This is a genomic window from Labrys okinawensis (assembly GCF_002982075.1).
Classification (GTDB): domain Bacteria; phylum Pseudomonadota; class Alphaproteobacteria; order Rhizobiales; family Labraceae; genus Labrys; species Labrys okinawensis_A.
This window is the reverse complement of record NZ_PUEJ01000006.1, coordinates 291,083-317,222: the sequence shown is the minus strand read 5'-3', so window position 1 is coordinate 317,222 and position 26,140 is coordinate 291,083. Positions and strand designations below refer to the sequence as shown.

General features: G+C 65.6%; 27 protein-coding genes and 1 riboswitch. Of the genes, 6 read left to right on the top strand and 21 right to left on the bottom strand.

Annotated features, from left to right (window positions below):
* Positions 1-20: 20 nt before the first annotated feature.
* The 8 genes from C5L14_RS18515 to thiC form a co-directional block, all read right to left on the bottom strand.
* Complete coding sequence (locus C5L14_RS18515) at positions 21-680, bottom strand: outer membrane protein (RefSeq protein WP_105863528.1); 660 nt, start codon at positions 678-680, stop codon at positions 21-23.
* Between the two features lie 635 nt (positions 681-1,315).
* A complete protein-coding gene (locus C5L14_RS18510) occupies positions 1,316-1,960 on the bottom strand; it encodes an outer membrane protein (RefSeq protein ID WP_105863527.1) in 645 nt (214 codons plus the stop codon).
* Positions 1,961-2,463: 503 nt separating this feature from the next.
* Positions 2,464-3,282, bottom strand: a complete 819-nt coding sequence (thiD, locus tag C5L14_RS18505) for a bifunctional hydroxymethylpyrimidine kinase/phosphomethylpyrimidine kinase (RefSeq protein WP_245443425.1) — start codon at positions 3,280-3,282, stop codon at positions 2,464-2,466.
* Positions 3,243-3,878, bottom strand: coding sequence for a thiamine phosphate synthase (locus C5L14_RS18500; RefSeq protein WP_105863525.1), 636 nt, complete (start codon positions 3,876-3,878; stop codon positions 3,243-3,245). The genes thiD and C5L14_RS18500 overlap by 40 nt, the downstream gene beginning before the upstream one ends.
* The gene (locus C5L14_RS18495; protein WP_105863664.1) at positions 3,875-4,648 is read right to left on the bottom strand and encodes a thiazole synthase; all 774 of its coding nucleotides are present in this window, start codon (positions 4,646-4,648) and stop codon (positions 3,875-3,877) included. The genes C5L14_RS18500 and C5L14_RS18495 overlap by 4 nt, the downstream gene beginning before the upstream one ends.
* A 127-nt stretch (positions 4,649-4,775) precedes the next feature.
* Positions 4,776-4,973, bottom strand: coding sequence for a sulfur carrier protein ThiS (gene thiS, locus C5L14_RS18490; protein WP_105863524.1), 198 nt, complete (start codon positions 4,971-4,973; stop codon positions 4,776-4,778).
* Positions 4,970-5,977 (bottom strand): glycine oxidase ThiO, encoded by a 1,008-nt coding sequence (gene thiO, locus C5L14_RS18485; RefSeq protein WP_105863523.1) that lies wholly within the window; start codon positions 5,975-5,977, stop codon positions 4,970-4,972. The genes thiS and thiO overlap by 4 nt, the downstream gene beginning before the upstream one ends.
* Complete coding sequence (gene thiC, locus C5L14_RS18480; RefSeq protein ID WP_105863522.1) at positions 5,961-7,802, bottom strand: phosphomethylpyrimidine synthase ThiC; 1,842 nt, start codon at positions 7,800-7,802, stop codon at positions 5,961-5,963. The genes thiO and thiC overlap by 17 nt, the downstream gene beginning before the upstream one ends.
* 100 nt (positions 7,803-7,902) lie before the next feature.
* Positions 7,903-8,010: riboswitch (TPP riboswitch) on the bottom strand.
* A gap of 256 nt (positions 8,011-8,266) precedes the next feature.
* Between thiC and C5L14_RS18475 the strand changes: the two genes are divergently transcribed.
* Positions 8,267-9,610, top strand: a complete 1,344-nt coding sequence (locus tag C5L14_RS18475; protein WP_105863521.1) for an acetyl-CoA hydrolase/transferase family protein — start codon at positions 8,267-8,269, stop codon at positions 9,608-9,610.
* Positions 9,611-9,769: 159 nt separating this feature from the next.
* Positions 9,770-10,234, top strand: a complete 465-nt coding sequence (locus C5L14_RS18470) for a YbaK/EbsC family protein (RefSeq protein ID WP_105863520.1) — start codon at positions 9,770-9,772, stop codon at positions 10,232-10,234.
* A 12-nt stretch (positions 10,235-10,246) separates the two neighbouring features.
* Here the strand turns inward: C5L14_RS18470 and C5L14_RS18465 are convergent, their stop codons facing one another.
* Entirely contained in the window at positions 10,247-10,654 is a 408-nt protein-coding gene (locus C5L14_RS18465) for a DUF2000 family protein (RefSeq protein ID WP_105863519.1), read from the bottom strand.
* A gap of 2 nt (positions 10,655-10,656) precedes the next feature.
* On the opposite strand from C5L14_RS18465, the gene C5L14_RS18460 reads away from it, so the two are divergent.
* On the top strand, positions 10,657-11,565 hold the full coding sequence (locus C5L14_RS18460; RefSeq protein ID WP_105863518.1) for a helix-turn-helix domain-containing protein: 909 nt from the start codon (positions 10,657-10,659) through the stop codon (positions 11,563-11,565).
* A gap of 77 nt (positions 11,566-11,642) precedes the next feature.
* Here C5L14_RS18460 and C5L14_RS18455 read toward each other — a convergent pair whose 3' ends face one another.
* The 9 genes from C5L14_RS18455 to C5L14_RS18415 all read right to left on the bottom strand — a co-directional run bounded on the left by C5L14_RS18455 (position 11,643) and on the right by C5L14_RS18415 (position 21,270).
* Positions 11,643-13,151 (bottom strand): amidohydrolase family protein, encoded by a 1,509-nt coding sequence (locus C5L14_RS18455; RefSeq protein WP_105863517.1) that lies wholly within the window; start codon positions 13,149-13,151, stop codon positions 11,643-11,645.
* The gene (locus C5L14_RS18450) at positions 13,148-13,576 is read right to left on the bottom strand and encodes a VOC family protein (RefSeq protein ID WP_105863516.1); all 429 of its coding nucleotides are present in this window, start codon (positions 13,574-13,576) and stop codon (positions 13,148-13,150) included. The genes C5L14_RS18455 and C5L14_RS18450 overlap by 4 nt, the downstream gene beginning before the upstream one ends.
* Before the next feature lie 2 nt (positions 13,577-13,578).
* A complete protein-coding gene (locus C5L14_RS18445) occupies positions 13,579-14,472 on the bottom strand; it encodes an ABC transporter permease (RefSeq protein WP_105863515.1) in 894 nt (297 codons plus the stop codon).
* Positions 14,469-15,518 (bottom strand): ABC transporter permease, encoded by a 1,050-nt coding sequence (locus C5L14_RS18440; RefSeq protein ID WP_105863514.1) that lies wholly within the window; start codon positions 15,516-15,518, stop codon positions 14,469-14,471. Before C5L14_RS18440 ends, C5L14_RS18445 begins: the two co-directional genes overlap by 4 nt.
* Entirely contained in the window at positions 15,515-17,080 is a 1,566-nt protein-coding gene (locus C5L14_RS18435) for an ABC transporter ATP-binding protein (RefSeq protein ID WP_245443424.1), read from the bottom strand. Before C5L14_RS18435 ends, C5L14_RS18440 begins: the two co-directional genes overlap by 4 nt.
* Before the next feature lie 220 nt (positions 17,081-17,300).
* Entirely contained in the window at positions 17,301-18,353 is a 1,053-nt protein-coding gene (locus tag C5L14_RS18430) for a BMP family ABC transporter substrate-binding protein (RefSeq protein ID WP_105863512.1), read from the bottom strand.
* Between the two features lie 98 nt (positions 18,354-18,451).
* Positions 18,452-18,781, bottom strand: coding sequence for an NIPSNAP family protein (locus tag C5L14_RS18425; protein ID WP_105863511.1), 330 nt, complete (start codon positions 18,779-18,781; stop codon positions 18,452-18,454).
* Between the two features lie 16 nt (positions 18,782-18,797).
* Entirely contained in the window at positions 18,798-20,426 is a 1,629-nt protein-coding gene (locus C5L14_RS18420) for a GMC family oxidoreductase (RefSeq protein WP_105863510.1), read from the bottom strand.
* A 4-nt stretch (positions 20,427-20,430) separates the two neighbouring features.
* Positions 20,431-21,270 carry a uracil-DNA glycosylase gene (locus C5L14_RS18415; protein WP_245197296.1) on the bottom strand — a complete coding sequence of 280 codons (840 nt, stop codon included), beginning with the start codon at positions 21,268-21,270 and terminating at the stop codon, positions 20,431-20,433.
* Between the two features lie 160 nt (positions 21,271-21,430).
* Between C5L14_RS18415 and C5L14_RS18410 the strand changes: the two genes are divergently transcribed.
* Complete coding sequence (locus tag C5L14_RS18410; RefSeq protein WP_105863509.1) at positions 21,431-22,096, top strand: TetR family transcriptional regulator C-terminal domain-containing protein; 666 nt, start codon at positions 21,431-21,433, stop codon at positions 22,094-22,096.
* 164 nt (positions 22,097-22,260) lie between these two features.
* Here C5L14_RS18410 and C5L14_RS18405 read toward each other — a convergent pair whose 3' ends face one another.
* Positions 22,261-22,542 carry an HU family DNA-binding protein gene (locus tag C5L14_RS18405; RefSeq protein ID WP_068297566.1) on the bottom strand — a complete coding sequence of 94 codons (282 nt, stop codon included), beginning with the start codon at positions 22,540-22,542 and terminating at the stop codon, positions 22,261-22,263.
* A gap of 327 nt (positions 22,543-22,869) precedes the next feature.
* Here C5L14_RS18405 and C5L14_RS18400 point away from each other — a divergent pair, with 327 nt between their 5' ends.
* Entirely contained in the window at positions 22,870-23,418 is a 549-nt protein-coding gene (locus C5L14_RS18400) for a methylated-DNA--[protein]-cysteine S-methyltransferase (protein ID WP_105863508.1), read from the top strand.
* A gap of 51 nt (positions 23,419-23,469) precedes the next feature.
* On the opposite strand, the gene C5L14_RS18395 is transcribed toward C5L14_RS18400, so the two are convergent.
* Positions 23,470-24,021, bottom strand: coding sequence for a TetR/AcrR family transcriptional regulator (locus C5L14_RS18395; protein WP_105863507.1), 552 nt, complete (start codon positions 24,019-24,021; stop codon positions 23,470-23,472).
* Between the two features lie 94 nt (positions 24,022-24,115).
* Between C5L14_RS18395 and C5L14_RS18390 the strand changes: the two genes are divergently transcribed.
* Entirely contained in the window at positions 24,116-24,904 is a 789-nt protein-coding gene (locus C5L14_RS18390) for an SDR family NAD(P)-dependent oxidoreductase (protein ID WP_105863506.1), read from the top strand.
* Between the two features lie 8 nt (positions 24,905-24,912).
* On the opposite strand, the gene C5L14_RS18385 is transcribed toward C5L14_RS18390, so the two are convergent.
* Positions 24,913-26,133, bottom strand: a complete 1,221-nt coding sequence (locus tag C5L14_RS18385) for an enolase C-terminal domain-like protein (RefSeq protein ID WP_105863505.1) — start codon at positions 26,131-26,133, stop codon at positions 24,913-24,915.
* Between the last annotated feature and the right edge of the window lie 7 nt (positions 26,134-26,140).

The window sequence follows — 26,140 nt, the reverse complement described above, 5'->3', positions numbered from 1 at the left end:
CATTGATCCAGTTACGCGGATCAGAACTTGTAGCTTGCGCCGATGGTGGCGTTGACCGCATCGAACTTGGTCTTGACGCGAGCGCCCTGCACGAGCGAGCTGTCCTCGCCGAGGTCGACATAGCGCACGTCGCCGCGCACGATCCAGTTCTGGTCGATGGCGTATTCGACGCCGCCGCCGGCCGTCCAGCCGACGCGGGTGTCGCTGACCGATCCCAGGCCTGCCGCGCTGGCCTTCACGCTGCCGTAAGCGACACCGCCGCTGAGATAGGGCAGGATGTTGTCGAAGGCGTAGCCGACGCGGGCGCGGGTCGAACCCTGCCACTCGTTCTTGAACTCCGTGCGGGTGCCAAGGACGGTCTTGCTCTTCTTGAAGCTCGAATAGTCGATATCGGTCTCGAGGCCGACGACGAAGCCGCCATCGAACTGAGCGTTGTAGCCGAGATGGGCGCCGCCCAGGAAACCGGTGGCATCATAAGAGGCCCGGGCCGGGATGGACGGAACTTCGGCCTTGCCCTTGCCGAAGGTGGCGCCGGCATGCAGACCCGCATAGAAGCCGGTCCAGTTGTAGACCGGAGCGACGACCGGAGCGACCGGCTCGACAGCCTGGGGCGCCAGGTCGGCAGCGAAAGCCGAGGTCGAGGTGAGGAGGAGAGCCGCGAGGGCCAAACGCATTTTCATTACTGGAACTCCAAGACCGAAATTCAATGTGAAGGTATATAAGCAGAAGCTGCTGGGAGAGTCTGTAGCATTCCGGCCACACTGCTAGACAAACGACCGAAGCCGGAGCGATGCTCGTTTCCGAAATTCAAAAATGCGATCGCCGAAGTAAGGTTAAAATTTCATTAGATTTAAGAGTTAAGTACTTAATATTGGAGTTATTCGAAATAAATTTCGGATATGGAAATGCGATGCAGTGCGGTTGTATCGGATAAGGCCAGTCGTGCCATCTTGAATCCAGGTACAGCGCCGGGACTAGCTTTGCGGCAACCGCCCCGCGATAGAGATCGGCCTTGCCAAAGGCTCGTACGGTACCAGTACATTCCGGTGCAGGGGCCAAGAGCGAACTGCAACATCCCGTGGCTGGCGCGAAGCGCAATATGTTCTTTTTCAGCACGTTCAGCCGAATGGATGCGCAGTCGGAACATGTTGTTCCAGGACTCGCTGGAGCTGTCGGAAAGCCGGGCTGTCCTAAGCGGCGTCCGCCGTGATGACAGCCGCTATTTTGGCGCGACCGTTCTGCAATCCGCCATCGGGCAAAGAAAAAGCCCGGCTTTCGCCGGGCTCTTCCTTACGCAATGATCCAGATACGCGGATCAGAACTTATAGCTCACGCCGAGGTTCAGGTTGACGGCGTCGAACTTCACCTTCGTGCGGTTGCCGGCAATGGTGACGCTCTTGTCGCCGAGATCGACATAGCGAGCTTCGCCACGGACGATCCAGTTCTGGTCGATGGCGTATTCGACGCCAGCACCAGCCGTCCAACCCACGCGGGTGTCGGTCTTGGAACCGATACCGGCAATGCTGGTCTTGACGTTGCCGTAAGCAACACCGCCCGTCACGTAGGGCAGGATGTTGTCGAAGGCATAGCCGAAGCGAGCGCGGGTCGAACCTTGCCACTCGTTCTTGAGGGTGCCACGCAGACCAGCAGCGTCCGTCTTCGACTTCTTGAAGCTGGAATAATCGATGTCGGTCTCGAGGCCGACAACGAAGCCGCCGTCGAACTGCGCATTGTAGCCGGCATGCGCGCCGCCGAGGAAGCCAGCACCGTCAGCCTTGACCGAGCCGATCTTGCCCTGAGCGATGGTAGCACCGGCATGGACACCGGCGTAGAAGCCGGTCCAGTTGTAGACGGGAGCGACGACCGGAGCGGCCGGCTCGACGGCCTGGGGAGCCAGGTCGGCAGCGAAAGCCGAGGTCGAGGTGAGCAGGAGAGCCGCGAGGGCCAAACGCATTTTCATAGTTCGATACTCCAAAAACCGGAAAATCACAGTGGCTGGATATAAGCAGAAAGCGTTGACGGAGTCTGTAGCGTTTTCGCCACACCGGCTTTCGAACTGGTGACAGGCCCGCGCAGATTTCAAGGCGAAAATAAGACCGCCGCGATGGCATCACATAGTTAAATTGTAATTAAATGACTTTATTTTTTTAAAATTTTCTCTCAATAAAACCTAAGAATGGAGATAATTCCTCAAATTTTGAAATCTATACGTGTTGCTTGAATCGAACGTCGAGGAATTAGCCGCGGAATATCGAGGGTAGCGGAGGCAAAGAGGGGAGAACTATGCTTGCGAGACGCTTCATGCTGCTGTGCAGCACGTTTCATGGCAAGTCGATCCTCCCGGCAATTGTGCAAAGAACATGCCCTATTTGCGCCACATTATGGCACCGAATGTGACGTTGGATTGCTTTGCTGCAATGAAGGGGCAGGCTTGCACCTTTTGCATGGCTGCCCGATTTTCCCTCAAAAAGGCACGGCTGGGCCACTGCCGCCCCCGATCCGCAGCGTGATTCCGGCTTCGAGGCGGGACGCCAGCCATTGCTTGGCCTGTTGGATCGAGTCGGCGAGCGTACAGCCCCGTGCGAGGTTTGCCGCGATGGCCGAGGAGAGGGCGCAGCCCGTCCCGTGCAGGTTTGCGGTTCTGACCCAGGCCCCGGCAAAGCGCCGGATGCCATTGCGACCGGCGAGAATGTCGACGGCCTCGCCGAGATGACCATGCCCGCCCTTCAGCAGCACCGTCTGCGGACCGAGTGCGAAGAGGGCTTCGGCTTGCTCGATCATCTGTGCTTCAGTCTCCGCCAGTGCCCCGCCCAGCAAGATCGCCGCTTCCGGCAGATTCGGTGTGAGGCAGGTGGCCAGCGGCAGCAGATGGGCCTTGAGCGCTGCGAGCGTACCCGTCTCACCGAGCAGCCGGCCTGTGGTCGCCGACATCACCGGATCGAGCACGATGGGCAGCGCCCGGCCCGTCAGCAATTCGGCGATGATCCGCGCGTGCCCGGCGCTCGGCACCATGCCGACCTTGACGGCGCCGACCTCGAAATCGGCAAGCACGGCCTCGATCTGCGCGGCGAGCATTTCCGGCGGCACCACATGGACGGCGCTGATGCCAAGGGTATTCTGCGCCGTCACGGCAGTAATCGCCGTGGTGCCGAACACACCGAAGGCGCGGAAGGCGGCAAGGTCGGCCTGGATGCCGGCCCCGCCGCCCGAATCGGAACCAGCAATGGTGAGGGCGATCGCCGTCATGCCTTCACTGCTGCAGGCCGGGTTGCCGCCAGCCATGCCTTGATCCGCGCATCCGGGTCGGGATGACGGGTGACGTCGCTGACCATGGCGATGACATCGGCGCCGGCAGAAAGGCAATCCGCAGCCCGCTCGAGCGTGATGCCGCCGATGGCGATCAGGGGCAGGTCGCCGATCAGCTCCTTCCATTCGCCGATGCGCTCGAGCCCCTGCGGGGCGAAGGGCATGACCTTGAGGGTGGTCGGGTAAATCGGGCCCAATGCCACATAATCAGGTTCGCATGCGAGCGCGCGCGCGAGTTCACCATGATCATGGGTGCTGATGCCGAGCTTCATGCCCGCGGCGCGGATCGCGGCGAGATCGGCGGTGTCGAGGTCGCCCTGGCCGAGATGGAGGAAATCGGCGCCGGCCGTGATGGCTGCCCGCCAGTAATCGTTGACCACCAAGTCGGCGCCATGAGCGCGGCAGATGGCGAGGGCCGCGCGGATGTCGGGCAGAGCGGTCTCGTCGTCGCGGTCCTTGATGCGCAACTGCACGAGCCTGGTGCCTTGCCGCACCAGGCGCTCCACCCAATCAACGCTGTCGACCACGGGGTAGAAGGGATCGAGCCGCCAAATATGATCGACGACGCTCATGCCAGCACCGCCTTGCCGAGCACTGGCGTCGAGGGAGCCGCCATGTCGCGTGGCGTCATGGGATCGGCGAGAAAGGCGAGGCGCCCGGCCTCGATGGCAAGGGCGAAGGCCCGCGCCATGGCGGCGGGGTCGCCTGCCTTGGCGACGGCGGTATTGAGCAGCACCGCATCATAGCCGAGTTCCATGGCGTGCGCCGCATGCGAGGGCGTGCCGATGCCGGCATCGACCACCAGGGGAATGCCGGGGAAATGCGCCCGCATGCTGCGCAGCCCATAGACATTGTTGAGGCCGCGCCCCGAACCGATCGGCGCGCCCCAGGGCATCAGGACCCGGCAGCCGGCCTCGACGAGGCGTTCGGCGACCACCAGGTCCTCGGTCGTGTAGGGAAAGACGTCGAAGCCTTCGGACACGAGGATGCGGGCAGCCTCCACCAGGCCGAAGATATCGGGCTGCAGGGTGTCGGCCTCGCCGATGACCTCCAGCTTGATCCAGCTGGTGCCGAAGACCTCGCGCGCCATCTGGGCCGTCGTCACAGCCTCCTTCACGCTGTGGCAGCCGGCGGTGTTGGGCAGCACCCTGACGCCGAGTTCGCGGATGAGGCTCCAGAAGCTCTGGCCGCTGCGTTCTCCACCGGATTCGCGCCGCAACGAGACGGTGACGATACCGGCGCCGGACGCCCGCACGGCCTCGGCGAGAATGGCGGGCGAGGGATATTGCGCCGTACCCAGCAGCAGGCGGGCGGTGAAGGGGGTATCGTAGAAGGTAAGGATGTCGGTCATGGTGTCATTTCCGGGTCCGCGGACGTCTCGTCCGCTCTTGGAAGCGCGTGTGTGCGGAAAGAAAGGTGCGGGCGCCGCGACATGCACGCATGTCGCTGTGACACCCGCGCACCCGGGATCATCCCCCCTGCCGAGGCGCAAGGATCTCGACCGCATCGCCGTCCTTGAGAGCGGTCCGCTCGCGGTCGACGGCCCTGATGAAGCGGCCATTGAGGGCGGTGGCCACCACGCTGTCGCCGAGTTCGAGCGCTTCGAGCAGGCAGGCCAGGGTGGCAGCCTCGGTTTGCTGGCGCTCGCCATTGATGATGAGGGTCATGCGCAAACTCCTTGCTGGGCTGTCCGCGCCGGGAGAATCGTGTCGGCTGCCTGCTGGGCCAAGGCCGGCGAGAGCAGGAAGCCGTGGCGGAACAGGCCGTTGAGCGAGAGGACGCGCCCTGTAACGGTGAGGCGCGGCAGATTGTCGGGAAAGGCGGGGCGCAGCCCAGCTTCGAGCTCCAGGATCTCGGCCTCTCCGAAGGCCGGATGCAGGCTGAAGGCCGCCGCCATCAGCTCCATGGCCGAGCGCACAGTCGGCGGCCCGTCATGCTCGCTCTCGATCATGGTGGCGCCGATCATGAAGCGATTGTCGGCCCGCGGCACTATATAGAGCGGAAAGCGCGGGTGCAGGAAGCGTACGGGGCGGGAGAGGGTCACGCCCCGTGCGTGGACCACGACGGCCTCGCCCCGGACACCGCGCAGATCCGGCAACTCGGCGCGCGCGGCAAAGCCCCGGCAGTCGATCACGGCATCCGCATCGAGGGCATGCGGTTCGGCCTCGGTGCCGAAGCGGATGGTCACGCCGAGCGCGGCGAGACGCCCGGCCAGCACCTCCAGCGCCCGTCTCGGGTCGAGATGGGCCTCGCGGGGAAAGAACAGGCCCTGCTGGAAGCGGCCGGCGAGGTCCGGCTCGAGCGTGGCGATGCCCGGCCCGTCCACCGGGACATGCGCCTTTGTGCGGCGGGCGAAACGGGCGATCTCGCTGCCGTCGCGGGCCGGCGCGACCACCAGGGTGCCGCGCTGCACGGTTTCGCGCACATGACGCGGCCACCAGGCCAGCGCGAGTTCGCCGCGCCGCTCGACCTCGATCTCGGCGCTTTCGCGTTCGCACCAGGGCGCCAGCATGCCCCCCGCCAGCCAGGAGCAAGCCTGGGCGCCGAGCACCTGGCTCCGCTCCAGGATCTCGACCTCGGCGCCGCGCTCCGCGCATTCCATCGCCGTGACGAGGCCGGCGACGCCGGCCCCCACCACGGTGACGCGCTTGACGTCATTCGGCCGGGACATAGAGGGCCCCGCCCTGTTCGAGAAATTCGCGCGATTTCTCAGCCATGCCCTGCCGGGCGGCTTCTTCCATCGCCCGGACCTCCTCGCGCAGATCCTGGGTGATCTTCATCGAGCAGAATTTCGGCCCGCACATCGAGCAGAAATGCGCGACCTTGTGCACGTCCTTGGGCAGAGTCTCGTCGTGATAGGCGCGCGCGGTATCCGGATCGAGCGAGAGGTTGAACTGGTCCTCCCAGCGGAAGTCGAAGCGGGCTTGCGACAGGGCGTCGTCCCGGATCTTGGCGGCGGGGTGGCCCTTGGCGAGATCGGCGGCATGGGCGGCGATGCGGTAGGTGATCACGCCGGTCTTGACGTCGTCGCGGTTGGGCAGGCCGAGATGCTCCTTGGGCGTGACGTAGCAGAGCATGGCGGTGCCGAACCAGCCGATCATCGCCGCGCCGATGCCGGAGGTGATGTGGTCGTAACCCGGCGCGACATCCGTGGTCAGCGGCCCGAGCGTGTAGAAGGGCGCTTCGCCGCAGGCGGCAAGCTGCTTGTCCATATTCTGCTTGATCTTGTGCATCGGCACGTGGCCGGGGCCCTCGATCATCACCTGGCAGCCCTTGTCCCAGGCGATCCTGGTCAACTCGCCCAGGGTCTCCAGCTCGGCGAACTGGGCCGCGTCGTTGGCATCGGCGATCGAGCCGGGACGCAAGCCGTCGCCGAGCGAGAAGGAGACGTCATAGCGGCGCATGATGTCGCAGATGTCGCCGAAATGCTCATAGAGGAAGCTCTCGCGATGGCCGGCCAGGCACCAGCGCGCCATGATCGAGCCGCCGCGCGAGACGATGCCGGTGACGCGGCTGGCGGTGAGCGGCACATGGGCGAGGCGGACGCCGGCATGGATGGTGAAATAATCGACGCCCTGCTCGGCCTGCTCGATCAGCGTGTCCTTGAACACCTCCCAGTCGAGCTTGAGCGGGTCGCCGTCGACCTTCTCCAGCGCCTGGTAGATCGGCACCGTGCCGATCGGCACCGGCGAATTGCGCAGGATCCAGGAGCGGATGTTGTGGATGTTGCGCCCGGTGGAGAGATCCATCACGGTATCGGCGCCCCAGCGCGTGGCCCAGACCAGTTTCTCCACTTCCTCCGCCGCGCCGGAAGTGACGGCGGAATTGCCGATATTGGCGTTGACCTTCACCAGGAAGTTGCGGCCGATCACCATCGGCTCGAGTTCGAGATGGTTGATATTGGCGGGCAGGATGGCGCGCCCCAGGGCGATCTCGTCGCGCACGAATTCCGGCGTAACGAATTCAGGAATGGCCGCGCCGAAGTCCTCGCCGTCCGCACGGCGCTCGGCTGCGCCGTCAAGGGCTTTCTCGCGGGCGAGGTTCTCACGGAAGGCGGCATAGACCATCTCCTCGGTGACGATGCCGGCCCTGGCGAATTCATACTGGGTTACGCGCTGGCCGTCGGCGCCGCGGCGCAGCTTGCGTGTCGCCGGGCAGGGGGCCACCAGCCTGTCGGCGGAGACATTGCCATTGTCCTCGGGCCTGACGGCCCGGCCCTCGATCGCGCCGAATCCGCGGGCGGCGATCCAGTCTTCGCGCAGGGTCGGCAGGCCCTGCTTCAAATCGATGCTGGCATTGTCCTCGGTATAGGGGCCGGAGGGGTCGTAGACGCGGATGGGGGCGAGCGAAGCATCGCTCAGCGCGATCTCGCGGAAGGGCACCCGCATCCGGGGATGCGAAGCGGGAGCCGCATAGACTTTGCGAGAGCCGGCGATCGGCCCCGTGGTCACGCTTTGCGGCGCGGCGATCTTGTTTTTGGGATTTTGGATGTTCATGGATCTCCTCCTCGTTGCGAGTCATGGAGATCCGGGGCGACGATTGTCTGGGCCGAACCGGCGTCTCAGCCGGCTCCGGGACTTTAGCCAAATAGTATGGCAGAAGCCCTGTTCCCGTCCCTTCGCCGGCATGACCCGGATCAGGTTCGAAGGGTTCGGCTCTCGGCCATCTCAGCCCCGCTCGCGCAGGACACCCCTCGGAACGGGTTCAAGGTTAGACCTGGAATCGGGCTGCGTCCAGAGGGAAGGATTGTCGCATTATTTTGGAAGATCGAAAGGCTGCCTTCTCGGCGATCGTCACGTCGGCGCGCCGGTGTCGCCGGCATCGAAGTCGTCCATCGTGGATGCGCCGAGTTTCCTGAAACCCATTTCCGACCGTCCCCTTTGGTTGACAGGGCCCCGGCCGTCGGGGAAGCTGCCGCAAAAGGCGCCTGAGCGCCGGCACGATTGGGGGAGCAAGCGCCATGACCATTGGCCTTCGGGGCAAGCAGGCGACGAAGATCACGGCCGCCGAAGCGGCGGCGCTGGTCAAATCGGGCATGTGGCTCGACTATGGCTTCGGCCTGACTCAGCCCGATGCGTTCGAGGTGGCCCTTGCCGCCCGGCGCGATGAGCTCCATGACGTCAAGATCCGCCACTGCCTCACCATGCGCCCGCGCGCCACGCAGGAATGCGACCCCAATGGCGAGCATTTCGGCTGGTTCAACTGGCATTTCTCCGGCTATGACCGCAAGCAGCACGATGCCGGGCGCTGCAATTACATCCCGTTCAATTTCGGCGAGGCGCCTGACTTCTACCGCCGTTTCATCGATCCCGTCGATGTCGCGGTGATCAAGACCGCGCCGATGGATGCCGAAGGCTATTTCAACTTCGGTGGCGGTGCCACCTATGTCGAGGCCATTCTCGAGCGGGCGCGCACGGTGATCGTCGAAGTCAACGAAGACCTGCCCTATGTCTATGGCGAGGGCAACGCCATCCATGTCAGTTCGGTCGACCATATCATCGATGGCGACGGCCAGAAGACGCCCGAGATCGGCAATCCCGAGCCGAGCGAGATCGACCGGGCGGTTGCCGCGCGCATCGTCGAGGAGATCGACGACGGCGCCTGCCTGCAGATCGGCATCGGCGGCATGCCCAATGCCGTCTGCACCATCCTCAAGGACAGCGGCATCCGTGATCTCGGCATCCATACCGAGATGATGACGGACGGCATCGTCTCGCTCTACGATGCGGGCCTGGTGACCGGCGCGCGCAAGACGATCGACCAGGGCTGCGCCGCCTTCACCTTCGCGGCCGGTTCACGCCGTCAATATGAGGCGATCAACCGCAACCCGCATTTCAAGTCCTATCCGGTCGATTACACAAATCTGCCGCACAACATCGCCAAGAACGACAACGTCGTATCGATCAACAACACCACGCAGATGGACCTGCAGGGCCAGGCGGCTTCCGAGAGCGACGGCCATCGCCATATCAGCGGCACCGGCGGCCAGCTGCAGTTCGTGCGCGGCGCCTACGCCTCCAAGGGCGGCAAATCCTTCCTATGCATGTCCTCGACCTTCGACAAGCGCGGCGATCGCCGCAGCCGGATCGTGCTCAATCTGACGCCGGGCAATGTGGTGACCACACCGCGCACGGACGTGATGTATGTCGTTACGGAATATGGCATAGCCAACCTCAAGGGACGTTCGGTGGCCGAGCGCGCCAAGGCGCTGATCGGCCTCGCTCATCCCGACTTCCGGGAGGGCCTGGAACGCGAGGCCCGCGAGAACGGCCTGATCCCGCGCTTCTGCTACGGCATGGTGTGAGTGGTTTTCGGGTGCGCGGGCATCTTGCCCGCTCCTGGAAGCGCTCGCTCGCGGAGAGGAAGAGGCGGACGAGACGTCCGCGCACCCGGGAAAGTGGCCTCGCTTGGCACTCTTCCTCGCCTGCCCTAACTTGCCCGGCTTCCGAATGAGGACGTTTTCATGACGCAAGCCATTGACCGGGTCCGGCAGGCCCTGCTGCAGGCCGGGCATCCCGACACTATCGCCATGTTCGCCGAGGGCACCCATACCGCGGCCGAGGCTGCCGCTTCGGTGGGGTGCAGCATCGCCCAGATCGCCAAATCCATCATCTTCCGCTCCGGCGAGACGCCGATCCTGGTGGTCGCCTCCGGCGTCAACCGCATCGACCGCGCCAAGGTCGGCGCTGCCCTCGGGCGCAAGGTCGAGAGGGCTGACCCGGCCTGGGTCGAGGCCACCACCGGCTTTGCCGTGGGCGGCGTGGCGCCGGTCGGCCATCTGGCGCCGGCCCTCATCCTGATCGACGAGGATCTGCTGGCCCTCGATCCCGTCTGGGCCGCGGCCGGGTCACCCAGCCATGCCTTCCGCACCACCCCTGCCGATCTCGTGCGGGTGACTGGCGGTTCGGTGGCCAATGTGAAGGCTTGAGCATTTCCGGTCTCACGGGTGCATTTTCGCGCCCTTGACGATCTTGTCGACGACCTTCTTGTCGGCCCGCAGCGCGATGCCCACCACCTTGGCATCATCGACGGCGAAATCGGCGAAAACAGCGCGGTTGGCGGCATCGTGGCCCGTCCGGAACATCTCTTCGATATAGAGCGAGGTCCTGACGTTCCGATCGAGAGAGCGGCGATGGATCGCGCTCATCGTTTCCGCGTCCGCCGCCAGCATGATCGCCGGCTGCACCGACAGGGCATTGTAGAAACGCCCGGCCCGGTCGCGGTAGGGGTCGCCGATCATGTCGGGTGCCTGGGCGACGATGCCGCTGGTGAGGAAGGCGGTGACGTTGAGCGCCTGCCAGGACGCAAGATCGTCTCGCAACACGATGGCAAACTTGGTATCGAACATGAATGACGACCTTCGAGTCAGAGTCTTCGAGCGGGGCTAGCCCGGCCATAGGACGCCAAGCCTACCAGGGTCTTGAACGTTCGTGCGGCGACAGCATTCGTACTGCACCGCCGCTGCCCGGCATCGAGCGCATGGAAGCCTGGTTCCAAGGCAATGCCTTCGAACTGCATCGCCACGATACCTATGCTGTCGGCGTCACCCTGGAAGGTGTCCAGAGCTTCCATTACCGCGGCGTCGCGCGTGCCAGCCTGCCAGGGCAGGTCATGGTGCTGCATCCCGACGAGCTGCATGACGGCGGGGCTGGCACCGAAGCGGGACTGCATTACCGCATCCTCTATCTGGAGCCGTCGCTGCTGATGCGCGGTCTCGGCGAGGGCGCGGTGTCGCTGCCCTTCGTGCGCCAGCCGGTGTTCAGCGATCCGGCGCTGCGCGAGGACATTCTCGGATTGCTCGGCCCGCTGGATCGCGGGCTGGAGCAGCTCGCCGCCGATGATCTCATTGCGCGTCTGGCACAAGGACTCGCCAGGCACGCCGGCCAGCCGCTCAAACCCATCGGCAGCCTTGCCTGGCGGCAAGTCGACCGGGTGCGCGACTATCTCGAGGCGCATGCCCTTCACGCCGTGCGCTCTCAAGACCTCGAGGAGATTGCCGGGCTGGACCGCTACGCCCTGTCACGGCATTTTCGTGCTGCTTTCGCCACCAGCCCGCACCGTTTCCTGGTGATGCGGCGCCTGGGCCGGGCTCGTGCCCTGATTGCGGCCGGCGAACCGCTCGCCGAGGTCGCCGTCGCCACCGGCTTTGCCGACCAGAGCCATCTCACCCGCCATTTCAAGAAGGCCTATGGCATGACGCCGGGGCGCTGGGCCGGCTTGGTCGAGACGGGACGGCGGCCGGATTCGGCCGCTGCCTGACCCGGCGGCCCAACTTATGGCCCCTGGCTCCCCTTCCTTCGGCCGGTGGCCCCGCCGGGATGACGGTCAGGCTTCAATTACCCACGCGTCCCGGCATATCTGTCCATGCCTACATCCTGGGCCGTGGCGCGGCGATGGATCTCGTCGAAATAGGGAAGGAAGACGCTGTTGCGGGCCTCGATCTCGGCATGCTCGGCCAGGAAGGCCGGCATGGCCTGCCGGATTTCGGCGAGAACGGCGTCCTCGTCGATGCGGGTCAAGCGGCCCTGCTCCACCACGATCTCGCCCTCGACCATCACACGTTCGATCGAAGCGCCGTTCTCGGCATAGACGAGTTGCCTGACGATGTCGTTGAGTGGCGTGAAGGCCAGGCTGTCGAGCCGGAGCATGATCAGATCGGCGCGCTTGCCGACCTCCAGCGAACCGGTACGTTCTTCCAGAAGGGCGGTGCGCGCGCCACCCAGCGTGGCGGCCTTGAGGACTTCCTGTGCCAAGACCCAGCGCTCATGATCCGGGCCGGTGGCGCTTTGCACCAGGGCGGCCGTACGCATCACGTCGAAGATCCGGGCCGTATCGTTGGAGCAGACCCCGTCGGTGCCGAGGCCTATGCTGACGCCGGCATCGATGAGGCGGCGCAGCGGCGCAATGCCGGCGCCGAGCTTCAGATTGGAGACGGCATTGTGGGCCACCGAGCAGCCCGCCGCGCCCATCATGGCGATGTCGTCGTCGTCGACCCAGACAGAGTGGGCGATGGTGATGCCGGCATGCAGCAGGCCGAGATCGTGCAAATAGCGGATCAGGCTCTTGCCGTGGAAAAGCTGGCCGGTCACCGCCTGGACCTTGGTCTCCAGGACATGGGTGTGGAAGGGCACGTGCCATTGCCGGGCCAGCTCGTCGCAGGCCAGCATCAGGTCGGGCGTGCAGCGCTGGGGCGCGGAGGGCGCGATCATGAAACGCAGCCGCCCGGCCTTGTCCTGGAAGGCCGCCAAGGCGGAGCGGCAATAGTCGATATAGCCGGCAGCGCTGATCGGCGGGCCGAAATCGAGGCGAGCCTGCAGCTCGGGCGGCATGGTCCGCCGGCCATGGGCGATGGCGTCGAGCGGGTGGATGTTCATCACCGCGCTGGAGACATTGGCGCGGATGCCCGCATCCTCATAGGCCCGGAACACGGTGCCGAGCCGATCGAGATCGTGATGGGGCGGGTCGAAGAAATCGTCGCACAGCAGGGTGACGCCGCCCTTCAGCGATTCCATCGCGAGCAGCAGCGTGCGCAGATAAAGCAGGCGCGGCGGCAGGAGCGGGCCCATCAGCAGCGGATAGGCATAGAGCAGCCACAGTTCCAGCGGCAGGCGCTCATAGCGGCCTCGGAAGAAGGTTTCGCCGGAATGGGTATGGGCGTTGACGAGGCCCGGCATCACCAGGCGGCCGCGCCCGTCGATCAGCTTCGAGCCGGGGGGGTCGCCGAGGTCGGGGCCGATGGCGGCGATGCGATTGCCCTCGATCAGGAGATCGCCGCTGAAGGGCGTACTGCCCTGCTCGCCGCCCATGGCGAGGATGGTGGCGTTGCGGATCAGGATGGTGCTCATGCCAGTTTCCCCGGGGCGCCGCCATCCAGCCAGGCATAGAGCTCCCAGACTTCCCCGTCAGGGCCGGCGAAATAGCAGCAGCGTGCGTTCCAGGCATAATCCGCCGGCGGCCTTTGGAAGCTCACGCCCTTGGCGGTGAGTTCGGCATGGCAGGCATCGAGCTCGGCGGGAGACGACATCAGCACGGCAATCAGCACATTGTGGTGGCCCGAACCGCGCTCGGCCGACAGGCCGGCATGCTGGCTAATATGGCCGATCTCCCATAGCGCCAGGGTCAGTCCGGCGCCGTTGAAATCGGCGAAGCCGGGAGCGCGGTGCTTCAAGGCGAAGCCGAGCTTGCCGGTGTAGAAGGCGATTGAGCGTTCGATATCCGCGGTGAGGATGCAGACATCGCTGATCGCATGGCGCTGGGCAAAGGCCGTCATTGTCAGTAATCCCGTAATTCGCCGCCCGTCGCGGCCGCCTTGACGCCGCCGCGCAACTGCCCGCTGATCCACACGCCCAGCACGGTGGCGAGATAGGGCAGTGCGAGCAGGAGATCGCGGGGCACCTTGTCGCCGAAGACGAGCTGGGCCCGGATGCCCAGGGCATCCACGATGGAGAAGAACAGCGCGGCCAGGGCCGAGCCGATCGGATGGCCTCCGCCGAAGATCACCGAGGCGAAGCCCATGAAGCCGCGACCGGCCGTCATGTTGATGCTGAAGAGCTGGAGCGTGCCGAGCGCCAGTTCGGCGCCGCCGAGGGCGCAGAGCACGCCGCCGCCCATCAGCGCGATCAGGCGCATGCGGGCCGGTGCCACGCCGACGCTGCGGGCGGCGAAGGGGTGCTCGCCGCAGGCCGTCAATTGCAGGCCGAAACGGGTGCGCCGCACGATCACCCAGAGCGCCAGCACCACGAAGGGCATGGCGATCACCAGCACGGAGAGCACGCCGAAGGGGCCGAAGGCCTCACCGAGCCGGGGCAGGCCTCGGCCGGCCATCACCGAGGCCTGGCTGCCATAGATGGCCTGGACGGCCAGGTCCGTACCGCCGAGCCCGAGGCCGGTGAGGCCGAGGCCGGCGATGATGGGATGGGCCCGCAGCTTCTCGACCACGAACCACAGCAGCATCGAGCCGAGCACGCAGACGACGATGGCGAGGCCGAGGCCGAAGGCGATCGAGCCCGATTTGGCGGTGCCGACGGCGGCGGCGCAGGCACCGGCGATCATCAGCCCTTCCAGGCCGAGGTTCCAAATGCCGGCGCGCTGGGCCAGCATGCCGGCCATGGCCACATAGATCAGCGGCGTGCCCGAGCGCAGGATGGCGATGAGGATGTCGCTCATGACTGGGTCCTCCGCGCCGGCAGGCGCCGCTTGATGAAGTCGGGCAGCAGCCAGCTGCGCGCCGTGATGAACAGGGCGATGGCGGCGTTGATCACGTCGATGGCGGCCGCCGGCAGACCCGCGATTACCGGCAGATAGAGGCTGGCGGCGGCGAGGCCGCCGAAGAACAGCGAGACGATGGCGGCGCCTGCCACCGACAGGCCGGCCACCAGGGCGATCAGAATCGCGGTGAAGCCGTGGCCGGGCAGGAAGCCGCTGACCAGGCGGCCATTGGGCCCGAGCAGTTCGATCGAGCCGGCGAGGCCCGCCAGGGCGCCGCTGATCAGGAAGGCCGACAGCCCGAGGCGGGAGAGCCGGGCGCCCTGCCAGGCGATCATCACCGCGTTGCGGCCGGCCAGGCTCGAGAGCACGCCATAGGCGGTGCGGTTCACCAGCAGCCAGACCAGCACCAGCACCAGCAAGGAGAGCACGATCACCGTGGGGGAGACGCCGACCGAGGTGGCGATGCGATAGGCGGAGGCGACGGGGCGGCTGGCCGTGACCTGGCCGGTGCCGGAAGGGTCCTTGAGCGGGCCGGAGGTGACATAGACCAGGAGCAGGCCGGCCATGAAATTGCCCATCAGCGTGGTGATCACCTCGTCGGTGCCGTAGCGCAGCCGGAGGATACCGGGCCAGGCCGCCCACAGGGCCCCCGCCAGCATGCCGGCCAGCATGGCCACGGGCACCACCACCAGGGCCGGTGCGCCATTGAGCAGTTCGACGGCCGTCGCCGCGCCGATGGCGCCGAGATAGAACTGGCCCTGCGCCCCGACATTGAAATAGCCGCAGCGAAAGCACACCAGCACGCCGGCGGCGGTGATCACCAGCGGCAGGGCCCAGCGCAGGCTCTTCATCAGGGCGTTGGGGGAGGTGAAGGCGCCGTCGGCGATGCTGTGGAACATCTCCGGGGCCGAATAGCCGGCAAATTCGAACACGATGCCACACAGGCCGAGGGCCAGGGCGACGAAGCTGACAGCGCGCAGGATGGCGAGGAGACGGGCGGTCATGCGGCCTGCTCCAGGCTGACGTCACCGACCATGGCCTGGCCCACCGCCGCGATCTCGAAGGGAGCCGTGAATTCGGCGACGATGCGGCCGGAGAACATCACCACAACGCGGTCGGCGATATCGAAGAGCTCGTCGAGATCGGAGGAGATCAGCAGCACGCCGCAGCCCTGGTCGCGGCTGGCCCTCAGCGCGCGCCAGACGAAGGCGGTGGCGCCGATGTCGAGGCCGCGGGTGGGCTGGGCCGCGATCACCAGCCGCGCTGTCTCGTCGATCTCGCGAGCGAGGATGACTTTCTGGGCATTGCCCCCCGACAGCGAGCCGGCCGGCTGGGTGGTGGTGGCGAAGCGCACATCCCATCCCGTGAGACTGGCCTGGCAGGCCTTGCGCAGCCGGGCCGGCGCGACGAAGGAGAGGATGCGCCCGAGCAGCAGGCGGCGGGCGGACCAGTTCTCCCACAGCGAACTGGTCAGGCTCAGGCCCTCGCTGTTGCGGTCGAAGGGAATGATGCGCAGGCCGGCGGCGCGGCGCTCCAACAAAGGGCGTCGGGTGACATCGCGCCCGTCGAGCGTGATCGTGCCGTGTTCCAGGCCGACAAGCCCGGCAAGGGCGCGCACCAGCGTCTGCTGGCCGTTGCCTTCGACACCGGCAATGCCGACGATCTCGCCGCTGCGGATGATGAGGCTGGCCCGGTCGAGCGGGCGCCCTTCGCCATCGGGGCGGGTGGTGACGGCGTTCATCTGGAGGATGGGCGCCGCGGCGGTCCGCGAGGCAGTGTGGGGAGCGGGCGCGCCGGCGGCGTCGCCGACCAGGGCTGCCTTGTCCGCCTTGTCGAGACCGGCCGCGCTGCCGATGATCGAATTGGCGAGGCGGGCGGCGTCGATCTCGCCGACGGGCACGCAGGCTTCGATCAGGCGCCCGCCGCGCAGCACGCTGACGGTCTCGGCGATGCCGAGCACCTCGCGGATCTTGTGCAGGATCAGGATGATGGTGACGCCGCGTTCGCGCAGGCCGCGCAGGCGTTCGAACAAGGTGTCGATGCCCGAGGGCGACAGCACGGCGGTGGGCTCATCCAAGATCAGGATGCGGGCATCGGTCACCAGAGCGCGGGCGATCTCGATGGCCTGGCGGGTTTCCACCGGCAGATCGCGGATGCGGGCGCGCGGATCGACCTCGACGCCAAGGCCTTCGAGATGGGCGGCCCAGCGTGCCCTGAGCGCGTTGGCGGAGAACAGCGCTCCGCCGCCCTGCGCCCCGAATTCCATGGCCTCGGCCACGGTGAAGGAGGGCGGCAGGGCAAAGCTCTGATGCACGAGCTCGACCCCGGCGGCGCGGGCGGCATTGACCTTGCCCAGCGGGACGGGCTCTCCCCCGATCAGCAATTGCCCGGAGGAGGGTCTGACGATGCCGGCGCAGACGCGGGCGAAGGTGGTCTTGCCGGCGCCGTTCTGCCCCACCACGGCATGGATGCGGCCGGCCTCGAAACCCAGGCTCACCTGGCTGAGGGCCGCGACCTCGCCGAAGAGGACGCTGACATCGCCGCATGCGAGGGCGTGCTGGGGCAAGGGTGATTTCCCGGATGCAAGGGCCATGGGGCTGCGTCCTGTGGGTTGATGGGCTATCACTACAATCGTGGTTCGGCCGAGACGGTTGGCTTGCCTCATTGCGAGCGCGGCCAAGCAATCCAGGAGCCACGAGCGATGCATTGACCAAGACTGGATTGCTTGGCCGCGCTCGCAATGACGGAAAATTTCATCGCGATCGTAGCCAGGCCGGCTTCGAGCTCTACAGCGTGGTGTTGAGCGGCACCTTCAGCGTTCCGGCGATGATCTCCTTCTTCGTCTTCTCAATGTCGGGCCAGATCTCCTTGGCCTTTGCGACGAGGTCGGCCGGGCCTTCCTTGAGGAAGGTGTCAGAGAGCTCGAAATCGATCACGCCTGTATCGATGCCGGTGGAGACGTGGTGCCCCTTCCAGCCCTCGGCCAGGGCCTTGCTGACCTCCTGATAGAGTGACAGGCCGAAATCGAGCTTGACGATGGCGGCGACCGCCTTGGGACCGAGCTTGTACTGCTCGCGGGAGATGGCGCTGACCAGGCGGCCCGGCGCTTCCGTGGCGGCCTGGATGATGCCGGTGTCGGTAGCCGCAGAGTCGGTCTGGATATAGTCGACGCCGGACTGGAACAGCTGGTTGGCGATCTCGTGACCCTTGGCGGGGTCCTGGAAGGAGCCGGCGAAGGCGCCGGTGAACTTGATGTTGGGGCCGATCACCGCGGCGGCCGCCTTGAGGGCGTTGAGATCGGCGATCTGGCCGGGAATGCTGGCGCCACCGATATAGCCGATGGCGCCGGTCCTGGAGATGCGGCTGCCGAACAGGCCGGAGAGATAGCAGCCCAGATAATAGTCATAGGCCACCGTCACCACATTGGGGATCGGCGGCTCGAACGGGTCGGCATAGAGCTGCACGAATTTGGTGTTGGGATATTCGGGCGCCACGGCCTTGAAGGGTTCGGCGACCTCGTTGAAGGTCGAGACGACCACGCTGGCACCGGCATCACCGAGGCTGCGGAAGATCGATTCATAGGTCGCGGCGTCCTGCGCATAGATGATGCGGGTGGCAAAGCCCTTCTCGCCGGCCAGTTTCTTGAGCGAGGCGATCATGCCGTCGACCGGACCGTTGTCGCCGGCCGCCTGGGTATGTACCAGCGCCACCAGGCCTTCTGCCGCCCGGGCCTGGCCCGAGAAGAGGCCGAGCGACGCCGCGCCGGCGGTGCCGATCAGGAATTGCCGGCGCGAGGCCGAATACCGGAACAGGCCGGAGGCGGAGGGAGTGTTGGTCATCTGTCAGTTCCCTTCTCTTGATCTGGATGGTGTCGGTTCTTGTTGTTTTGCCGAGGCGCTTCGGCGCCAGGGGTCGTCACGTCGTCGTCACGTCGTCGTCAGGCCGCCGGCAAGGGCGGGCAGATCGCTGTCGGCTTGAGCATCTTGACCTCCTGCGAGACCATGGCGTCGAGGGCCCAGACTTCACCGATGAACTTCGTCCAGGCCGGGTCCGCGGCCATTGCGGCGCGGCGCGTCTCGCGGTCGCCGAGGCCCTGATAGGCCCACATCATCACGATCTGGTGCAGCGGGCCGATCTCCGTCACCCAAAGGCCCATGAAAGTGCCCAGATGCTTCTTCTGGATCGGCAGGCCCTCGGTTTCGTATTTCCTGAGCCAGCGGTCGAGCTGGCCTGGCTTGAAGCTATAGGTGCGCTGTTCGACGATCATGGCGGCTTTTCCCGGCTCAGGATTTCGCGTTGAGAATGAAGTCGGCGGCCCGCTCGCCGATCATGATGGTCGGCGCGTTGGTGTTGCCGCTGGAAATGATCGGCATGATCGAGGCGTCGGCGACCCTGAGGCCCGCTATGCCATGGACCCTGAGCTCGGCATCGACCACGGCCTCGGCATCCTTGCCCATCTTGCAGGTCCCGACCGGATGCAGGGTGGTCAGGGCCGAAGCCCGCAGCCAGGCTAGCAGCTCGTCGTCGCCGAGCACGCCGGGCCCCGGCGCCAGTTCCTTGCCGCGATAGCGATCGAAGGCCGGCTGGGCGATGACCTCGCGCATCATGCGGATGGCTGATATCATCGTCTTGCGGTCGAATTCAGTGGCGAGGTAGTTGGCGCGGATCCGGGGCGCCGCTGCCGGATCGGCCGACCGCAGCGTGATGGTGCCCCGGCTCTCCGGATTGACCGGGCCGACCCGGATGGTGAAGCCGTGATTGGCTTCCACCGCCTGTTTGCGGAAGGGATTGGGCCAATGCAGATTGGCTGTCTTTTCAAGCGCGGGCATGAAATGGGCCTGAATGTCGGGCGCCAGCAGATCGGGCCGCGACTTCATGAAGGCGCCGGCCTCATAGGGAAAGGTGGTGGTGATGCCGGTGCCCAGTACCATACCCTGCGCCACCGACGCGATCAGCTTGTCGGCGCGCAGGTCGCCGTACAGCGTTACCGGTTGCTTGCATTCATAGGCGAGGCAGCAATCGACGTGATCCTGCAGGTTGCGCCCGACCCCCGGCAAATCGTGCAGCACGCCAATGCCATGCTTAGCCAGCTCATCAGCCGGACCGATACCGGAGAGCATCAGCAATTGCGGTGAGTTGACGGCACCGCCGCACAGGATGACCTCGCGGCTGGCCCGCACGCTGCGCTGCCGTCCGGCCTGAAAGAACTGGATGCCGGTGGCGCGGCCGTTCTCCACCAGGATGCGCTGGCTGAGCGCGTTCACCTCCACCGTCAGGTTCGGGCGATCGAGCACCGGACGGAGGAAGGCATGGGAGGTCGACCAGCGTTTGCCCTTGCGGATGGTGAAGTCGTAGCGCCCGAAGCCTTCCTGCTCGGCGCCATTGAAGTCGTCGTTGCGGGGATAGCCCGCCTGCACACCGGCCTCAATGAAGACATCGAACAGCCCGTTGCGGCCGCGGGCGCGACAGACCGTGAGGGCGCCGTCCGTGCCGTGGTAGGCGCCATTGCGTTCGACATGGGCCTCGGAGCGGCGAAAGGCGGGGAGCACCTCATCATAGGACCACCCCGGCAGGCCCATCTGTGCCCAGCGGTCATAGTCATGAGCGTTGCCGCGCACATAGATCATGCCGTTGATGGTGGACGTGCCGCCGAGGGCCTTGCCGCGCGGCCAATAGAGCGTGCGATCGTTGAGATGGGGCTCCGGTTCGGTGCGGTAGTTCCAGTTGTAGAGGCCGGAATGGAAGAGCTTGCCCATCAGCATGGGCAGGCGGAACAGGGGATTGCGGTCGCGCCCGCCCGCCTCGATCAGCAGCACGCGATTGTCCGGGTCCGCCGACAGGCGGTTGGCGACGACGCACCCGGCCGAACCGGCGCCGATGATCACATAGTCATACTCGGCGTCACGAGGCATGGTTTCACCAATCGATGGGAGCGGCGCCGAGCGCCTTGAGCCGCTCGTTGCCGAGAATGAAGGGATTGGGCAGGCTGAGCACCGCATCGCCGCGGGCGGGGTGTTCGCGCAGGATGCAATCGGGACCTTCCGGGATTCCGGCGGCCAGCAGGGTCTGTGCTGCCGCCTCGCCGAAGCCGAGGAAGACCACGGGCTGGCCGGTGCCGGCGAGATGACGCAGCACGGCGATCATCAAGGGGCGCCACAGCGGCAGATGGCCCTGGCTCTGATGCGGATCGATCGAAACCTGGAAGCGGCTGAGGGTCAGCGAGGCGTTGAGCAGCAGGGCACCGCTGGCCACCCAGCGATCGGCCACGATATCGGCCGGTTCGAGTGCGACGATACCGGCCTCGATGGCGGCGCGCAGGCGCGGCCAGTCGGCGGTGCTGCCGGTCCAGCCCGCCTCGCCGGTACGGGCGGCGACGATCATCTGCATCACCGTCCGGATGCTGACCGAGAACATCTTTTCGAGCTCGCGCCACTGCGCGACATTGCCGGCCTCAAAGGCCCGTCCGGTCGAAAAATCGGGGCTGGGATAGGGATCCTGTCCCAGCACCACGCAGCGCACCTGGGCGGGATCGAGGCCGTCGAAGGCCCGCAGCATATGCGCGCCCTTGGGCTGGCCGGGAAAGAGCCGCCCCTTGCGCACGGGAAAAACCGGTTCCCAGGGTTCCAGCGTCAGGCCGGCATCCATGTCGGCGAAGCCCAGCTCGACCGAGGCGAGGACCGCACGCCAGGCGGGCGGCAGGTCGGCCTGCCAGCCATCCAGCACCTCCCGCATGATTTCGCGCAATGATGTCGGCATCGTCCCTGTATCCCCTCATTGCGAGAAGGATAGGCAAAACCTGACCAAAACGTCAAGTTATCTGTTGAAAAAATCTGACGCTTCGGTCAGGTTTTGACATCGGGTTCCGATACCGGCATTTCCGGGACACGGGGCGCATTGCACAGTGCGGGAGGAGAAGGTGGCAACGACCAGCGCAAAGAAGGCGCGTAAGGACGGCTCGGACAGCGAAGAGCGTATCCGGGCCCGCAACGAGGCCGCGATCCTGACCGCCGCGATCGACCTGTTTGCCCGCAAGGGCTTCGACGGCACGCGGATCGCCGAGGTCGCCGAGCATTCGGGGCTGCCCAAGGCGAATGTCTATTATTACTTCCCGGCCAAGGAGGATATTTACCGCGCCCTGATCGACCGGCTGATCGCCAGCTGGGATACGGCGCTGGAGGAATTGCAGCCCGGGCGCGATCCGGCCGAGGCCATCATGGCCTATATCCGGGCCAAGCTCGACTATTCACGCCGCTTCGCCGCCCAGTCGAAGCTGTTCGCCAACGAAATCCTCAGCGGCGCGAAATTCCTCGACAAGGCCGGTCGCAACCATGTCAAGCAGGCGACCCGGGCCAAGGCTGCCGTGATCGAAGGCTGGATCGCCGCCGGCAGGATGGCACCGATCGCCATTCCGCATTTCTTCATCATGCTGTGGAGCACGACGCAGTTCTACGCCGATTTCGAGGTACTGGCCTGCGACGCCATGGAGGTCAGCCGGTTGACCAAGAAGGATTTCGAGGCAGCCGCGCTCGCCATCGGCGAGATCGTCCTGCGCGGCTGCGGGCTGGCCATGCCGCCGGCTTGAGGGGCCGATCAAAAATAATATTTGATTGGACGGGCATGACAAAAAATCGGGCTTTTACCGATTATTCGGTCAGTTGGAGGCGGTGTTCGTGCCTGCAAAATAAAACGGGACGGTGTCATGACGACACCGTCCCGTGTTTGAAACGGGGCTTGCGGCCCGCGAAATCAGCCGTTCACGGCATCCTTCAGCGCCTTGGCAGGCTGGAAGACGACCTTCTTGGAGGCGGCGATCTTGATGGTCGCGCCGGTGGAAGGGTTGCGGCCTTCGCGTGCGGGCTTGGCCTGCACCTTGAACTTGCCGAAGCCGTTCAGGGAGACTTCCTCACCCTTGACAGCCGCTTCGGTGATCCCTTTCAGAACGTCCTCGACAGCTGCCTTAGCGGCAGTCTTAGTCAGGCCATGAGCGGCGGCAATACGGTCGGCAAGATCGCTGGTGCTGACAGGCATGATGTTATCCTTTCGATGATTCGTCCGATCGCGTTATCGCATGACCGGTTCGATATCGCCATCGCATGTACACCGGAAACGCGCGGAAATCCTGCTTTTTTAACGGATATGAACGGATTTTCTCGCACTCAGCCCTTGTTTGGAGCGATTAGAGTTTGCGAAGGCCTGCCTGGTGATGCCGTTTGGTAAACTAAAGGCCTTTATGGTGGAGTTTTAGACAGCGCCACGGGTCTGGCAGACAATACTTGCCCGCCATAGATATCGGGTGGAAGCGCGGGGCTTTTTGCGGTGATATCGCGCCAAGTTCCACCACAGGGAGACGAAGCGATGACTTCCCCCCACTTTGCCTTGTTCGACACGGAAATCGGCACCTGCGCCCTGGCCTGGGGCGACAAGGGCCTGGTCAGCGTGCAACTGCCATCCCATAGCCCGGCGGGCCTGAGGGCGCGCATGCTGCGCTCCCTGCCGGAGGCGGTGGAGAGCGAACCGCCGGCGCCGGTCCGCCGCGCCATCACCGCCATTCAAGCCCTGCTGGCGGGGGAAGCCGCCGATCTCGGCTTCATCGAGCTCGACATGACGGCAGTGCCGGAATTCAATCGCCGGGTCTATGCCGTGGCGCGGTCCATCCCTCCCGGATCCACCATGACCTATGGCGAGATCGCCAAGCAATTGGGGGACCCCCTGCTGGCGCGCGATGTCGGCCAGGCCATGGGGCAGAACCCCTTCACCATCGTAATGCCCTGTCATCGGGTGATGGCGGCCGGCGGCAAGTTCGGCGGCTTCTCGGCCTATGGCGGCGTGGCGACCAAGCGTCGCCTGCTCGAGATCGAAGGCGCCCTGCCGAAGCCCGAGCCCACCTTGTTCGGCTGGGCCTGACTCGCGCAAGACCGAACCGCAGGGACCTGCCGGCGCAGAAGGCCGGGTCCGCTACGGAGCTGTCACCTGCCGGAGCGTTGCCTCCAGGATCTCGTCGGAAAGGGCGGCATCATCGGCGATACGGGCCAGAATCAGCGCGCCGACCATGGCCGCCCATCCGGCAATCGCGGCGCGGCGCCGTTCTTGCGGCGTTTCGCCGGGCGCGGTCGCGCTGAAATCCTCGATCTGCTCGCGCAGGGAGCGGGTCAGCACGGCACGGGTGTCCTGTGAGCCGCGCACGGCTTCCGAGCCGAGCGCGGCAAAGGGGCAGCCCTCGGCCCGCGCATCGCAATGGCTCCGGTCGAGATAGGCCGCGGCATAGGCGGCCATCGTCCGGCCCGGAGGTTTGGCGGCCTTGGTTTGAGACAGCACATGGGCGAGAGCCTGGGCGATCAGGTCCTCCTTCGACTTGAAGTGGCCATAGAAGCCGCCATGGGTCAGGCCGGCAGCCGCCATGATCTGCGCGACGCTCACCCCTTCCAGCCCCTTTTCCCGATAGAGGCGCGCGGCCGCATCCAGAATGCGGTGGCGATGCTCGGCGACCTGCTCGCGGCTGACTTTCATCACGGCTCCTCCTGTCTCGCTTGACTTTATACATGATATCCATCATGAATGCACTATACATGATAATCATCATGAATAAATTTGGAGAGTTGCCATGACCAAATCCCTTCCCACGGTCCTCATCACCGGTGCCTCGACCGGCATCGGCGCGACCTATGCCGAACGCTTTGCGCGGCGTGGCCATGACCTTGTGCTGGTGGCGCGGGACGAAGCACGCATGAACGCGCTTGCCGACCGCCTTCGCCAGGAGAACGGTGTCGCCGTCGATGTCCTGAAGGCGGATCTGACGGCTTCGGAGGATCTCCTACGCATCGAGGCGCGCCTGCGCGAGGACGCGAAGATCGGCATCCTGGTCAACAATGCCGGTGCTGCCTCCCGCGGCAGCTTTGCCGACCAGGACTCGGAAGCGCTGGACAAGCTCATTCGCCTCAACGTGACGGCAGTGACCCGCCTGGCCGGAGCGGTGACGCCCCGCTTCCTGGCCGCGGGGGGCGGCTCCATCATCAACATCGCCTCGGTGGTGGCGCTCGCCCCGGAAATTTCCCTGGGAATCTACGCGGCAACGAAGGCTTTCGTGCTCACCCTGTCGCAGACCCTGCAGGTCGAGTTCGGTGCGCGCGGTCTCTATACCCAGGCCGTGCTGCCGGCGGCGACCCGCACCGAGATCTGGGAGCGCTCCGGCCGCGACGTGAACGCGCTGGAGGGGGTAATGGAGGTCGGCGAACTGGTCGACGCCGCGCTGGTCGGCTTCGACAGGCGTGAAGCCATCACCATTCCGCCTCTGCCGGATGCGGGGCAGTGGGAGGCCTTCGACGCCGCCCGTCGCGCCATGCTGCCGAACTTCCGTCAGGAGCATGCGGCCGAGCGCTATCGGGCAGCCTGAACGGGCCTCTACTTGCGGGGATCGGCGAAGCGCTGTTCGGGCAGGATCGAATACCAGCCCGGACGGCCGGGGTCGCGGTCATAGGTGTAGCCGCCGACCTCGCGGTAATACTCGGCGTAGCGGGCGAGCTTGTCGCGGTCGAGCTCGACGCCGAGGCCCGGACCCTGCGGCAGCGCAATGGTGCCATCGACATAGCGCAGCGGGCCGCCGACGATGATGTCGTCGGTGAGATGATGGTAATGCGCGTCGGCGGCGAAGGAGAGATTCGGCAGCGCCGCGCCCAGATGCAGCATCGAGGCGAGCTGGATGCCGAGCTCGCCCGAAGAATGCACGGCGGCGCCATATTGGAAGGTCTCCAGCACCGTGCCGGCCTTGTGCGCCTGGCGCAGGCCGCCCCAGAAGGTAGTGTCGAGCAGCACGACGTCCACCGCCTCCAGGCGCAGATTGGCGGCGAGCTGCTCGAAATTCACCACCACCGTGTTGGTTGCGGTGGGAATGCGCACGAGGCCACGCAGCCGCCGCATGCCTTCCAGACCCCAGGTCGGATCCTCGAAATAATCGTTGTTGAGATCCTCGATCGCGCGCCCGACGCGCACCGCTTCCTCCACCGACCAGGCGGCATTGGGGTCGAGGCGCAGCCGGTCCCCGGGAAAGGCCGCGCCCAGGGCCCGGAAGGTCTCGACATCATGATCCGGTGGAAACAGGCCGCCCTTCAGCTTGTGGCTGGTGAAGCCGTGCCGCGCCTTGAGCTCCCGGGCGTGGGCGACGATTTCGTCGGGGCCGGTTTCTCCGCCCTGGCCGGTCGCCTCATGGGGGTAGCGGTAGAAAAGGTAGCTGGCAAAGGGAATCGCCTCGCGGACGGCCCCGCCGATCAGGTCGCAGGCCCGGATGCCCAGCTTCTTGCCGGCGGCATCCATGCAGGCCATTTCGATGGCGGCATGGAGCTGCATGCGATTGTTATAGAGCGAGGCGGTGGGATTCATGATCTTCCAGCGCAACTGCTCGAGCTGCAGCGGATCATGCCCCTCGAGATAGGGCAGCAGGGCGCGCACCGCCGCCTCGGCCGATTCACCGCCGCCGCCCATCTCGCCGAGCCCGATGATCCCTTCGTCGGTGATCACTTCCACGATGGTGCGGATGAAGCGCCCCCAATGCGCACCCGCGGCATGGCGCAGCGGCGCCTCGAGCGGCACGGCGACGGTGGTGGCCTTGAGGTCGACGATCTTCATCGCATTA

Excerpts from the sequence above, each read along its gene's own strand:
- C5L14_RS18515 (WP_105863528.1), bottom strand. The coding sequence starts at position 680 with ATGAAAATGCGTTTGGCCCTCGCGGCTCTCCTCCTCACCTCGACCTCG.
- C5L14_RS18510 (WP_105863527.1), bottom strand. The coding sequence starts at position 1,960 with ATGAAAATGCGTTTGGCCCTCGCGGCTCTCCTGCTCACCTCGACCTCG.
- thiD (WP_245443425.1), bottom strand. The coding sequence starts at position 3,282 with ATGGCTGGCGGCAACCCGGCCTGCAGCAGTGAAGGCATGACGGCGATC.
- C5L14_RS18500 (WP_105863525.1), bottom strand. The coding sequence starts at position 3,878 with ATGAGCGTCGTCGATCATATTTGGCGGCTCGATCCCTTCTACCCCGTG.
- thiS (WP_105863524.1), bottom strand. The coding sequence starts at position 4,973 with ATGACCCTCATCATCAATGGCGAGCGCCAGCAAACCGAGGCTGCCACC.
- thiO (WP_105863523.1), bottom strand. The coding sequence starts at position 5,977 with ATGTCCCGGCCGAATGACGTCAAGCGCGTCACCGTGGTGGGGGCCGGC.
- thiC (WP_105863522.1), bottom strand. The coding sequence starts at position 7,802 with ATGAACATCCAAAATCCCAAAAACAAGATCGCCGCGCCGCAAAGCGTG.
- C5L14_RS18475 (WP_105863521.1), top strand. The coding sequence starts at position 8,267 with ATGACCATTGGCCTTCGGGGCAAGCAGGCGACGAAGATCACGGCCGCC.
- C5L14_RS18470 (WP_105863520.1), top strand. The coding sequence starts at position 9,770 with ATGACGCAAGCCATTGACCGGGTCCGGCAGGCCCTGCTGCAGGCCGGG.
- C5L14_RS18465 (WP_105863519.1), bottom strand. The coding sequence starts at position 10,654 with ATGTTCGATACCAAGTTTGCCATCGTGTTGCGAGACGATCTTGCGTCC.
- C5L14_RS18460 (WP_105863518.1), top strand. The coding sequence starts at position 10,657 with ATGACGACCTTCGAGTCAGAGTCTTCGAGCGGGGCTAGCCCGGCCATA.
- C5L14_RS18455 (WP_105863517.1), bottom strand. The coding sequence starts at position 13,151 with ATGAGCACCATCCTGATCCGCAACGCCACCATCCTCGCCATGGGCGGC.
- C5L14_RS18450 (WP_105863516.1), bottom strand. The coding sequence starts at position 13,576 with ATGACGGCCTTTGCCCAGCGCCATGCGATCAGCGATGTCTGCATCCTC.
- C5L14_RS18445 (WP_105863515.1), bottom strand. The coding sequence starts at position 14,472 with ATGAGCGACATCCTCATCGCCATCCTGCGCTCGGGCACGCCGCTGATC.
- C5L14_RS18440 (WP_105863514.1), bottom strand. The coding sequence starts at position 15,518 with ATGACCGCCCGTCTCCTCGCCATCCTGCGCGCTGTCAGCTTCGTCGCC.
- C5L14_RS18430 (WP_105863512.1), bottom strand. The coding sequence starts at position 18,353 with ATGACCAACACTCCCTCCGCCTCCGGCCTGTTCCGGTATTCGGCCTCG.
- C5L14_RS18425 (WP_105863511.1), bottom strand. The coding sequence starts at position 18,781 with ATGATCGTCGAACAGCGCACCTATAGCTTCAAGCCAGGCCAGCTCGAC.
- C5L14_RS18420 (WP_105863510.1), bottom strand. The coding sequence starts at position 20,426 with ATGCCTCGTGACGCCGAGTATGACTATGTGATCATCGGCGCCGGTTCG.
- C5L14_RS18415 (WP_245197296.1), bottom strand. The coding sequence starts at position 21,270 with ATGCCGACATCATTGCGCGAAATCATGCGGGAGGTGCTGGATGGCTGG.
- C5L14_RS18405 (WP_068297566.1), bottom strand. The coding sequence starts at position 22,542 with ATGCCTGTCAGCACCAGCGATCTTGCCGACCGTATTGCCGCCGCTCAT.
- C5L14_RS18400 (WP_105863508.1), top strand. The coding sequence starts at position 22,870 with ATGACTTCCCCCCACTTTGCCTTGTTCGACACGGAAATCGGCACCTGC.
- C5L14_RS18395 (WP_105863507.1), bottom strand. The coding sequence starts at position 24,021 with ATGAAAGTCAGCCGCGAGCAGGTCGCCGAGCATCGCCACCGCATTCTG.
- C5L14_RS18390 (WP_105863506.1), top strand. The coding sequence starts at position 24,116 with ATGACCAAATCCCTTCCCACGGTCCTCATCACCGGTGCCTCGACCGGC.
- C5L14_RS18385 (WP_105863505.1), bottom strand. The coding sequence starts at position 26,133 with ATGAAGATCGTCGACCTCAAGGCCACCACCGTCGCCGTGCCGCTCGAG.